8 protein-coding genes are annotated in these 11,866 nt (G+C 69.5%); 7 read left to right on the forward strand and 1 reads right to left on the reverse strand.

Translation table 11 applies throughout. The features are described 5' to 3' along the window. Positions 1–68: 68 nt before the first annotated feature. Both ACFYWI_RS20190 and ACFYWI_RS20195 read left to right on the forward strand, forming a co-directional pair. The gene (locus ACFYWI_RS20190) at positions 69–3,383 is read left to right on the forward strand and encodes a S8 family serine peptidase (protein WP_389234137.1); all 3,315 of its coding nucleotides are present in this window, start codon (positions 69–71) and stop codon (positions 3,381–3,383) included. A gap of 175 nt (positions 3,384–3,558) precedes the next feature. Then, positions 3,559–4,587, forward strand: a complete 1,029-nt coding sequence (locus ACFYWI_RS20195) for an aspartate-semialdehyde dehydrogenase (protein WP_389233944.1) — start codon at positions 3,559–3,561, stop codon at positions 4,585–4,587. A 61-nt stretch (positions 4,588–4,648) separates the two neighbouring features. Here the strand turns inward: ACFYWI_RS20195 and ACFYWI_RS20200 are convergent, their stop codons facing one another. Next, positions 4,649–5,881 carry a flavin-dependent oxidoreductase gene (locus tag ACFYWI_RS20200; RefSeq protein ID WP_389233947.1) on the reverse strand — a complete coding sequence of 411 codons (1,233 nt, stop codon included), beginning with the start codon at positions 5,879–5,881 and terminating at the stop codon, positions 4,649–4,651. Between the two features lie 119 nt (positions 5,882–6,000). Between ACFYWI_RS20200 and pepN the strand changes: the two genes are divergently transcribed. The 5 genes from pepN to ACFYWI_RS20225 all read left to right on the forward strand — a co-directional run bounded on the left by pepN (position 6,001) and on the right by ACFYWI_RS20225 (position 11,572). Continuing rightward, a complete protein-coding gene (gene pepN / locus ACFYWI_RS20205) occupies positions 6,001–8,571 on the forward strand; it encodes an aminopeptidase N (protein ID WP_389233950.1) in 2,571 nt (856 codons plus the stop codon). A 176-nt stretch (positions 8,572–8,747) separates the two neighbouring features. Further along, positions 8,748–10,202 carry a sensor histidine kinase gene (locus tag ACFYWI_RS20210; protein WP_389233953.1) on the forward strand — a complete coding sequence of 485 codons (1,455 nt, stop codon included), beginning with the start codon at positions 8,748–8,750 and terminating at the stop codon, positions 10,200–10,202. After that, positions 10,199–10,615 carry a roadblock/LC7 domain-containing protein gene (locus ACFYWI_RS20215; RefSeq protein WP_389233956.1) on the forward strand — a complete coding sequence of 139 codons (417 nt, stop codon included), beginning with the start codon at positions 10,199–10,201 and terminating at the stop codon, positions 10,613–10,615. Before ACFYWI_RS20210 ends, ACFYWI_RS20215 begins: the two co-directional genes overlap by 4 nt. Next, complete coding sequence (locus tag ACFYWI_RS20220) at positions 10,612–10,971, forward strand: DUF742 domain-containing protein (RefSeq protein ID WP_389233959.1); 360 nt, start codon at positions 10,612–10,614, stop codon at positions 10,969–10,971. The genes ACFYWI_RS20215 and ACFYWI_RS20220 overlap by 4 nt, the downstream gene beginning before the upstream one ends. Beyond that, the gene (locus ACFYWI_RS20225; RefSeq protein ID WP_389233962.1) at positions 10,952–11,572 is read left to right on the forward strand and encodes an ATP/GTP-binding protein; all 621 of its coding nucleotides are present in this window, start codon (positions 10,952–10,954) and stop codon (positions 11,570–11,572) included. The genes ACFYWI_RS20220 and ACFYWI_RS20225 overlap by 20 nt, the downstream gene beginning before the upstream one ends. The last annotated feature ends 294 nt before the right edge of the window (positions 11,573–11,866 follow it).

Here is an 11,866-nt window from a genome sequence, read left to right on the forward strand (position 1 = left end):
TTTGCGAAAGGGTGAGCGGTCATCCGGTACCGAAATCCGGACCCTCTCTTTCACAAACAGGGATGCTGATGACCCCCCAGTCCCAGAGCTCCATAACAGGGCCGAGACGCGCGGCCCGTGTGGCAGCCGCCGCCGGCCTCGTGGCCGCGCTGGTCGCCGCCGGCGCGGTGCCGGCGTTCTCGGCGGGCACCGCCGACGACCCCGTCGGCTCCGCCCCCGTCAAGGGCTCCGCCTCCGACAAGCTCGGTTCGGCGGACGCCGATCTGCTCGCCCAGGCCGAGGCCAAGGGCCAGAAGAGCGTGACCGTGATGGTCGCCACCGCACCCGGGCGGACCGAGCAGGTCGCCGACCAGCTCGACGCCGTACCGGGCGCGTCGGTCGGCAAGACCATCGACAAGCTCGGCTACGTACGGGCCACTCTGCCGACCGGCAAGGCGGACGCCGCCATCAAGGCGGCCACCAAGCTCTCCAGCGTCCACGGCATCGACCTCAAGCACGAGGTCGAGCTGGACGACCCCACCCCGGCCGCTGACCGCAGCAGGGGCGCGGCCACGGCCCCGACCGCGGGCAACTACCAGGCGCCGGACAAGGGCACGCCCGCGAAGAACCCCTACAACCCGTCGTTCGAGACGGGCGCGGTGGAGTTCGTCCAGGACCACCCGAAGTACGACGGCCGCGGCGTGACCATCGGCATCATGGACTCGGGCGTCGACCTCGGTCACCCGGCGCTGCAGAAGACCACGACCGGCGAGCGCAAGATCACCGACTGGGTGACCGCCACCGACCCGATCACCGACAGCGACGGCACCTGGCGCGCCCAGATCACGCCCGTCGACGGTCCGGTGTTCACCAGTGCCGGCAGCACCTGGAAGGCCCCGGCGGGTTCGTACCAGTTCAGCCGGTTCACCGAGTCGATCACGGCCAACGGTGACATGAAGGGGGACGTCAACCGCGACGGCGACACCAGCGACCGGTTCGGCCTGCTCTACGACCCGGCCGCGGGCACCGTCCGCGTCGACACCGACCAGGACGGCGACTTCACCGACAACGAGCCGATGAAGCCGTACAAGGACGGCTACCAGATCGGCTGGTTCGGCACGGACAACCCGGCGACCGAGGTCGCCGAGCGGATCCCGTTCGTGATCGAGATCCGCAAGGACGTCCCGATGGACCCGCTGGGCGGTGACTGGGTCGGCAAGAAGGCCGACTTCGTCAACGTCGGCATCATCGAGTCCGAGCACGGCACCCACGTCGCGGGTATCACCGCCGCCAACGGTCTGTTCGGCGGACGGATGAACGGTGCGGCACCCGGCGCCAAGCTCGTCTCCTCGCGCGCCTGCTCCTGGAGCGGCGGCTGCACCAACGTGGCGCTCACCGAGGGCATGGCCGACCTGGTCATCAACCGCGGTGTGGACATCGTCAACATGTCCATCGGCGGCCTGCCGGCGCTGAACGACGGCAACAACGCCCGCGCCGAGCTCTACACGCGTCTGATCGACGAGTACGGCGTCCAGCTGGTCATCTCGGCCGGCAACGAGGGCCCGGGCACCAACACCATCGGCGACCCCGGTCTGGCCGACAAGGTGCTCTCCGTCGGTGCCGCGATCTCCAAGGAGACCTGGGCCTCCAACTACGGCTCGGCCGTGGAGAAGAAGTACGCCATGTTCCCCTTCTCCTCGCGCGGCCCGCGTGAGGACGGCGGCTTCACCCCGACGATCACCGCCCCCGGCGCCTCCGTCAACACCATCCAGACCTGGCTGCCCGGTGCGCCGGTGAAGGAGTCCGGCTACCAGCTCCCCGCCGGCTACGGCATGCTGCAGGGCACCTCGATGTCCTCGCCGCAGGCCGCCGGCGCAAGCGCGCTGCTGATCTCCGCCGCCAAGCAGAGGAAGATCGACCTCACCCCGGCGAACCTGCGCACCGCGCTCACCAGCACGGCGAACAAGATCAAGGGTGTCGCCGCGCACGAGCAGGGCTCCGGCCTGATCGACATCGTGGACGCCTGGGACGCGATCAAGGACCGCGCCACCGCCCACGAGTACGCCGTGAAGGCTCCGGTCGACACCGCGATCGACCAGTTCCTGAAGACTCCGGGCTTCGGCACCGGACTGTACGACCGTGAGGGCGGCCTGAAGGCCGGCCAGAAGAAGTCGTACGACGTCACCATCACCCGGACCACCGGCCCGGACCGTCCGATCCGGCACGAGCTGGACTGGAAGTACAACGACGGCACCTTCGACCTGCCGGGCTCCGGCTCCGTGGTGCTGCCGCTGAACAAGCCGGTCACCGTGAAGGTCGACGCGAAGGCTCGCACCAAGGGTGCGCACAGCGCCATCCTCGAGGTGGACGACGTCCGCACCGAGGGAGTGGACAAGCAGATCCTGGCCACCGTGGTCGCATCGGATCAGCTGGCCAAGCCGGCGTACTCGTTCTCGGCGTCCGGCTCGGTGCAGCGCAACAGCCACAAGTCGTACTTCGTGACCGTTCCCGAGGGCGCCAAGACCCTTGAGGTCGCGCTCGGCGGTCTGAAGGACAAGAGCCAGACCCGGTTCATCTCGATCCACCCGTACGGAGTGGGCGTCGAGGACAGCGCGACGGTCAACTGCTACCCCAACTACGACAACCCGGCCAACACCTGCCGTCCCGACCTGCGGTCGTACGCCGACCCGCAGCCGGGTGTCTGGGAGATCGAGGTCGAGTCCCGTCGTACGTCCCCGCTGCTGGACAACCCGTACAAGCTGGACGTCACCGTCCTCGGTGCGGCGTTCGACCCGGCCGTGAAGACGATCCCCGAGGCCAAGGTCGGCACCCCGGCCCAGGTCGACTGGAAGGTCTCCAACGGCTTCGCCGCCATCGACGGCAAGCTGAAGGGCGGCTCGCTCGGCTCGGCGAAGGTGGCCCGTCCGGTCATCAAGGAGGGCGAGACCCTCGAGACCACGGTCACCGTCGGTGAGGGTGTGGAGCGTCTCGACGTCGCCATCGGCGGTGTCTCCGACGCCGCGGCCGACCTCGACCTCGAGGTCTGGAACGGCGCGACCCGCGTCGGCCAGTCCGCGGACGGCGACTCGGAGGAGGCCGTGAGCCTCACCAAGCCGGCCGCCGGCACCTACACCATCAAGGTCGTCGGCTACGCGGTCCCGGCGGGCAGCACCGAGTACAACTACCGGGACGTCTACTTCTCGCCCTCCCTCGGCACCGTCAAGGTCGACGAGGCCCAGACCGTGAAGCTGGCCAACGGTGCGTCGGCGCAGGTCGGCGCGGAGGTCCTGGTGGGCAGCGCGGCGCCCGAGGGCCGGCAGTTCTTCGGCGAGGTGCAGCTGCTGAACGCGCGCGGAACCGCCGCGGGCACCGGCAGCGTCGTGATCGAGAAGGTCACGCCGTAACGGTGTGACCGACTGCACTCGGAGGGCGGGCGTCCATGGGGCGCCCGCTCTTCGCGTGTGAGAAGGAGCATGTGTCCCGCTCCTCGGACAATGGATTGGACAAGGTGGCCAGGGACATACGCATCATGGAAGACACCCAGGCCACACAGGCTGCACAAACGTACGGAGGAGTCCCGTGAAGGTCGGAATCGTCGGAGCCACCGGGCAGGTCGGCACGGTCATGCGCAAGATCCTCGCCGAGCGCAAGTTCCCGGCCGACGAGCTGCGGTTGTTCGCCTCCGCCCGGTCCGCGGGCTCCACGATCGAGTGGCAGGGCCGGGACATCACCGTCGAGGACGCTTCCACGGCCGACTATTCCGGCCTGGACATCGTGCTCTTCTCGGCCGGCGGCGCCACTTCCAAGGCGCTCGCCGAGAAGGTGGCCTCCCAGGGCGCCGTCGTGATCGACAACTCCTCCGCCTGGCGCCGTGACCCCGAGGTTCCGCTCGTGGTCTCCGAGGTCAATCCACACGCGGTCAAGGACCGCCCCAAGGGCATCATCGCCAACCCGAACTGCACCACGATGGCCGCGATGCCGGTCCTCAAGCCCCTCCACCAGGAGGCGGGCCTCGAGGCGCTCGTCGCCACGACCTACCAGGCCGTGTCCGGCTCGGGCGTCGCGGGCGTCGCCGAGCTGCGCACACAGGCGTGCGCCGTGGCCGAGAAGGCCGACCAGCTCGCGTTCGACGGCGAGGCCGTGGAGTTCCCGGAGCCGGGTGTCTACAAGCGCCCCATCGCCTTCAACGTGGTCCCGCTGGCGGGATCGATCGTCGACGACGGCTCCTTCGAGACGGACGAGGAGCAAAAGCTCCGCAACGAGTCCCGCAAGATCCTGGAGATCCCCGGGCTCAAGGTCTCCGGCACCTGTGTCCGTGTCCCGGTCTTCTCCGGCCACTCCCTCCAGGTCAACGCCCGATTCGAGCGTCCGATCAGCGTGGAGCGCGCCTACGAGCTGCTGAAGGGCGCGGAGGGCGTGGAGCTCTCCGAGATCCCGACCCCGCTCCAGGCGGCCGGCAAGGACGCCTCGTACGTGGGCCGTATCCGTGTGGACGAGACCGTCGACAACGGCCTCGCGCTGTTCCTCTCCAACGACAATCTGCGCAAGGGCGCGGCGCTGAACGCGGTACAGATCGCGGAGCTGGTCGCGGAGGAGCTGCGCGGCTGACACGGCGAGTACGAGGGGGGCGGGCGCCGGCACGGCGCCCGCCCCCTTTGCTTCGGGACGGCTACCGCCCCGATGTCCTGCGGTATGCCGCGTCGATCGAGTCCAGCTCCTCGGTGGTGAGCACATCCTCCGCCCGCTCGAAGCCGTCCGGGGCGCGCTGTGCGACTGCCTGCAGCAGCCGGTCGGCGGGCATGTCGCGCATGGCGAGGACCAGGGCGTTCACGGGGTCCGTGCGCTCCTGCTCGTACGCGCGCAGACCGGCGGGGAGCGAGTGGGACGCGGTGAGAGCGCGGGCCAGTGCCCGGGCGTCGAGGATCGCCTGTGAGCCGCCGTTCGAGCCGATCGGATACATGGGATGCGCCGCGTCGCCGAGCAGCGTCACCCGCCCGCTGCCCCAGCGCTCCAGCGGTTCCCGGTCGACCATGGGGTACTCGAGGATCTCACCGGTGGCAGCCATCAGCGCCGGCACGTCCAGGCCGAGACGGTCCAGCCGCCAGTCGGTGAAGTGGGCGAGCACGTCGTCGAGGCGTCCGGTGCGGTTCCAGGCGGCGCCCTCGACCGGGCCCGGGTCGCCGACGCGGACCTCGGCGACCCAGTTCAACAGGGCATCGCCGCGGCGCTCGGCGCGGCGCGAGATCGGGTAGACGACCAGCTTGGCGGTCGCGTTGCTGCCGGCGATGACCATGGTGCGCCCGTCCAGGAACGGCTTGCCGACGGCGGTGCCGCGCCACATCCGGATGCCGTTCCACAGCGGCAGTGGCTGTTCGCCGGGGTGCAGCAGCGCGCGGACCGCGGAGTGCAGTCCGTCGGCCCCGATCAGCACGTCGGCGTACTCGGTGGTGCGGGCACCGGTCGCCGAGGAGCGCAGGGTGATCCGCAGCGGGTCCCCGTCGTGGGCGAGGGACGAAAGCGCCGTCCCGGTGCGCACCGCGTCCGGCCCGAGCCGGTCGCGTACCGCGTCGTGCAGGATCTGCTGGAGCTCGCCGCGGTGCAGTGAGTACTGAGGCCATTCATGGCCGGCTGCCAGGCCGCGCGGCTCGGCCCAGATGCGGTTGCCGTGCCGGTCGAAGTGGGCCATCTCGGCAGTGGGCACGGCGACTTCGGCGAGAGCGTCCCCGAGGCCCAGCGCGGTCAGCTCGGCCACGGCGTGCGGCAGCAGATTGATTCCCACTCCGATGGGACGCAGCTGCCGCGCGGCTTCGACGATCCGGGGCCGGAACCCGGCCTCGTGCAGGGTCAGGGCGCAGGTCAGCCCGCCGATCCCGGCGCCCGCGATCACGATGTCGGCACTCATGCCCGCTCCCCCTCGTCCCGGTCGCCGTGCGGCGACGGTAGCGGACGATTCTCCCGGGCGGACCAGGGCCGGCCCGTGGAAGGATGACCTGAAACATCACATACCGAGGAGATGACCGGGTGCCTGGCACAAACCTGACCCGTGAAGAGGCGCAAGCGCGGGCGCGCCTGCTCACCGTTGACTCGTACGAGATCGACCTCGATCTCTCCGGGGCGCAGGAGGGCGGGACCTACCGGTCCGTGACCACGGTGCGCTTCTCGTCCGCCGAGGCGGGCGCCGAGACGTTCATCGACCTGGTGGCGCCGGCGGTGCACGAGGTCGTGCTGAACGGCAAGTCGCTGGACGTCGCCGCGGTCTTCCGCGACTCGCGGATCGCGCTGGCGCATCTGCACGAGGGCGACAACGAGCTGACGGTGGTCGCGGACTGCGCGTACACCAACACCGGTGAGGGTCTGCACCGCTTTGTGGACCCGGTGGACCAGCAGGCGTACCTCTACACGCAGTTCGAGGTGCCGGACGCGCGCCGGGTCTTCGCCTCGTTCGAGCAGCCCGATCTCAAGGCCACGTTCCGGTTCACCGTGAAGGCCCCCGAGGGCTGGACGGTGATCTCGAACTCACCGACGCCGGAGCCCAAGGACAACGTCTGGCACTTCGAGCCGACGCCGCGGATCTCCACGTACATCACCGCGCTGATCGTCGGCCCGTACCACGCGGTGCACAGCAGCTACGAGAGGGACGGGCAGTCCGTCCCGCTCGGTGTGTACTGCCGTCCTTCGCTGGCCGAGTTCCTGGACGCGGACGCGATCTTCGAGGTCACCCGCCAGGGCTTCGACTGGTTCCAGGAGAAGTTCGACTACGCGTACCCGTTCGCCAAGTACGACCAGCTGTTCGTGCCGGAGTTCAACGCGGGCGCGATGGAGAACGCGGCCGCGGTGACCATCCGCGACCAGTACGTCTTCCGCTCGAAGGTGACGGACGCGGCGTACGAGGTGCGGGCGGAGACGATCCTGCACGAGCTGGCCCACATGTGGTTCGGCGACCTTGTCACCATGGAGTGGTGGAACGACCTGTGGCTGAACGAGTCGTTCGCCACCTACACCTCGATCGCCTGCCAGGCGTACGCGCCGGGCTCGAAGTGGCCGCACGCGTGGACCACGTTCGCGAACTCCATGAAGACCTGGGCGTACCGGCAGGACCAGCTGCCGTCGACCCATCCGATCATGGCCGAAATTCGCGACCTCGATGACGTTCTCGTGAACTTCGACGGCATCACCTACGCCAAGGGCGCGTCCGTTCTCAAGCAGCTTGTGGCGTATGTCGGGGTGGATGAGTTCTTCAGGGGCGTACAGGCGTACTTCAAGGCGCACGCCTTCAAGAACACACGCCTGTCCGATCTGCTGGGCGCCCTGGAGGAGACCAGCGGCCGGGATCTGAAGACCTGGTCGAAGGCCTGGCTGGAGACCGCCGGCATCAACATCCTGCGCCCGGTGATCGACACCGACGCGTCCGGTGTGATCACCTCCTTCGCGGTCAAGCAGGAGGCCCCGCCGCTGCCGGCCGGCGCGAGGGGTGAGCCGGTGCTGCGGCCGCACCGGATCGCGGTCGGCTTCTACAACCTGGACGAGAACGGGAAGCTTGTGCGCACCGAGCGCGTCGAACTGGACGTCGACGGTGAACTCACTGGCGTACCGGAACTGGTGGGCAAGCCGCGTCCCGCGGTCGCGCTGCTCAACGACGACGACCTGACGTACGCCAAGGTCCGCCTCGACGAGGCGTCGCTGCAGACGGTCACCGAGCACCTGGGCGACTTCGCCGAGTCGCTCCCGCGGGCGCTGTGCTGGGCCTCGGCCTGGGACATGACCCGCGACGGCGAGCTCGCCGCCCGCGACTATCTGGCGCTGGTCCTGTCCGGGATCGGCAAGGAGTCCGACATCGGCGTGGTCCAGTCGCTCCACCGCCAGGTGAAGCTCGCGATCGACCTGTACGCGGCGCCGCAGTGGCGCGAGACCGGTCTGACCCAGTGGACGGACGCCACGCTCGCGCATCTGCAGGCGGCCGAGCCGGGCAGCGACCACCAGCTGGCGTGGGCGCGGGCGTTCGCCACGACCGCGCGCACCCCGCAGCAGCTGGACCTGCTCGAGGCGCTGCTGGACGGGGCGCAGACCATCGAGGGTCTGGCTGTCGACACCGAGCTGCGCTGGGCGTTCGTGGAGCGCCTCGCCTCGGTCGGTGTGTTCGACGAGGAGGACATCTCCGCGGAGTACGAGCGGGACAAGACGGCCGCGGGCGAGCGTCACGCGGCGACCGCGCGGGCGGCGCGGCCGACTCCGGAGGCCAAGGCGGAGGCGTGGGCCGCGGTCGTGGAGTCCGACAAGCTCCCCAACGCCCTGCAGGAGGCGGTGATCTCCGGCTTCGTCCAGACCGACCAGCGCGAACTGCTCGCCCCGTACACGGAGAAGTACCTCGCCGCGGTCAAGGACGTGTGGGAGTCGCGCAGCCATGAGATGGCCCAGCAGATCGCGGTCGGTCTCTACCCGTCACTGCAGGTCTCGCAGGACACCTTGGACGCGACCGATGCCTGGCTGGAATCGGCGCAGCCCAATGCGGCGCTGCGCAGGCTGGTTTCGGAGTCGCGCGCGGGCATCGAGCGTGCGCTGAAGGCGCAGGCGGCGGACGCCGCCGCACAGTAGCACCGGCAGTTTCCTTCGAGGCGTCCCGGACCGTACGGTCCGGGACGCTTTTTCATGGTCTGGACCATACACAACGCGCCACTGCCATGACCCCCCGTCAATTGCTGTTACAGAACAGGGATATGCTCCCGCCCGTTCATTCATATGATCTTTCTCGTTCGATACTGAGGATGCTGATGGTTCGACAGGGAACGTCGACCGGAAGTCCGCGGCCGCCGGCCGGTCTGATCTGGCAGCTGCCTGTCATCGCCACGATCGCGGCCGCGGTCCTGGCCGTGTCCCAGGCCTCCGAATCCGCTCGGACCTCCGTGGTCATTGTCTCGGTCGCATCGGTCGTCACGGTGGCCCTCGCCTGTGCGGAAGTCGTGCGCCGGGGCAGACTGGTGGCCGAACTGCGGGGCCGGCTCGCGATACAGGAGGCCGAGCTCGCCCGCCAGGCGGCCCAAAGCACGCGCCTCGCCGCCGAGTTGCTGCCCCAGGTGGTGGAGCAGCTGCGCAAGGGCGAGTTCCCCGAGGACGTCATCGCCGCGCTGGACGCGCCCGCCGCGCACCAGGCGGTGCTCCGATCGGTCGTCGACGCGGTCGTCGCCGAGGAGGACCTGCGCGAGTCCGCCCAGCGGGCGTTCGTGAACATCGCCCGCCGCGTCCAGGCCATCGTGCACCAACAGGCCCAGGAGCTGCGGGAGATGGAGGACCGCCACGGTCAGTCCCCGCACGTCTTCGGCGATCTGCTGCGTATCGACCACGGCACCGCGCTGATCGGCCGGCTCGCCGACTCCATCGCCGTACTCGGCGGTGCGCGGCCCGGCCGCCAGTGGAGCAAGGCCGTGCCGCTCTACAGCGTCATGCGCGGTGCGATGTCGCGGATCATCGACTACCAGCGCGTCGAACTGCACTCGGTCTCCGAGGTCGCGGTCGTGGGCACCGCCGTCGAGCCACTGATCCACGCGCTCGCGGAGCTGCTCGACAACGCGACCCGGTACTCACCCCCGCAGACCAAGGTCCATCTGACCGCCGTCGACGTGCAGTCGGGCATCGCGATCGAGATCGAGGACGGCGGCGTCAGCATGAGCGAGGAGGCCCGCAAGCGGGCCGAGCGCATGCTGCGCCAGGCCCAGCAGGGCATCGACGTCAACGACCTCGGCGAGACGCCGCGCCTGGGTCTCGCGGTGGTCGGCAGGCTGGCGCAGGCGTACGGCTTCCAGGTCTCGCTGCGCTCGTCGGCGTACGGCGGTGTGCGTGCCGTCCTCGTCGTCCCGCAGGAACTGATCACTGCGGCCAACACAGCCACCGGTCTCGCCCACGGCATCGGTACCTCGTCGGGCCCCCGCCCGGCCGGCTCCGACACCCACGAGCGGCTGCCCAGGCCGGTCACCGGGCCCACCACGGTCCAGCTGTCGGCCGAGGAGGACGCCCCGATGGTGACGGAGCGGACCCCGAACGGTCTGCCGCAGCGGCGGCGCAAGAACCGGGTGACCGCCCCGCCCCCCGCCCCCGCCGCTGCAGCCGCTGCCCCCGCGCCCGAGCCGGAATCCGCTCCCCCGGTGCAGCCCGGGATGTGGCTGGCCGCGTTCCAGAGCGGCGTGTCCGGTGACACCCCCCAGACCAGTAAGGGAAACAACCAGCCATGATTCAGCGGCAGTCCAACCAGACCAACATGGACTGGATGCTCAAGGACCTGGCGGAGGGCGTCCCGCAGACCAGAAACGTCGTCGTCCTGTCCGCCGACGGTCTGCGCATGGCCCAGTACGGCGCGGAGACCGACACCGCCGACCGGCTGGCGGCAGCCTGCGCCGGGCTGCAGTCCCTGGCGGCCGCGGTGGCCTCCGAACTCCCCCACGGCGACGGGCGGATGCGGCTGGTCGTCATCGAGATGGACGGTGGCTTCTTCTATCTGATGGCGGCGGGCTCGGGCGCGTATCTCGCCGTACTCGCCGACCAGGGAGTCGACGCAGGGCTGATGGGCCAGCGGATGCGGGACCTCGTGCTGCGGATCGGAGAGCACCTGAGCACGCCGCCGCGGCACGATGGACAGACCGCGTGAGCGACGCGGGCGGGGACTGGGAGGAGAGCAGCCCCGAGCGGTTGTACGTCATCACCGGCGGCCGCAGCGGCTCCTCCACACCCAAAACGCTCGACCTGGTCACGCTGATCGTGGCCAGGTCGGGGCCCAAGCCCGGCATGCAGCCGGAGCACGCCGCGATCATCGGGATCTGTCAGGCGCCGCTGTCGGTGGCCGAGATCTCCGCATATCTGAGCCTCCCGGTGAGTGTGGTCACCGTGCTGCTCAGCGACCTGCTGGCAGAGGACCGGGTGCTGGCCCGCGCACCGGTCCAGCCCGCTCTTCTCCCCGACCGCGCTTTGATTGAGGCAGTGATCGATGGACTTCAAAAGCTCTGAGCAGGCCGTGGGGCCGCGGAGCGAGGACGTGCTGCCCGAGACGGCGACCGCCGCGGTCAAGGTGGTCATCGTGGGCGGCTTCGGCGTCGGCAAGACGACGCTGGTCGGCTCGGTGAGCGAGATCAGGCCGCTCACCACCGAGGAGACGATGACCCAGGCCGGGGTCGGTGTCGACGACACCCAGGGCGTGGAGCGCAAGACCTCGACGACCGTGGCGATGGACTTCGGCCGCATCAGCATCAACGAGGAGCTGGTGCTCTACCTGTTCGGCACCCCGGGTCAGGAGCGCTTCTGGTTCCTGTGGCGCGGTCTGTTCGAGGGCGCGCTGGGCGCCGTGGTGCTGGTCGACACCCGCAGGCTCGAGGTCAGCTTCGATGTCATCGGCCGGCTCGAGGAACGCGGGGTGCCCTTCGTGGTCGCCGTCAACACCTTCCCCGAGGCGCCGAGCTACCCGCTCGAGGACCTGCGCACGGCGCTCGATCTGCCCGCGGACGTACCGATCGTCCCCTGCGACGCACGTCTGCGCGGCTCCAGCCGGGACGTGCTGATGACGCTCATGCGCTATCTGCAGACCCTCGCCACGGCGCAGGAGGCGTCCTGAGCACACCCCGTGGCGCGCGGGTGGCGTGAATACGGTGTGTGGGCCCGGCATCGGCATGCCGGACCCACCGGCCCCGGCACGGGTTCCGCTTGTACGTTGCCGGCCCCGCCCCACCTCGGGCATCGGGCGTTCCGGCTGCCGGTTCCGGCTGCGGCCACTGTTCCGCTCGTGATCGATGAACCGTGGGTAACAGTTCCGAAGTGATTCTGAAGTGATGCCGTTTTACTACGGAGTTGTCCTATTGGATCAGCCAACTTGGCTGAGTACGATGCGTAATAGTTGATCACTGTGTGG

Source organism: Streptomyces sp. NPDC002889 (assembly GCF_042888425.1).
In the GTDB taxonomy this organism is placed as follows: Bacteria; Actinomycetota; Actinomycetes; order Streptomycetales; family Streptomycetaceae; genus Streptomyces.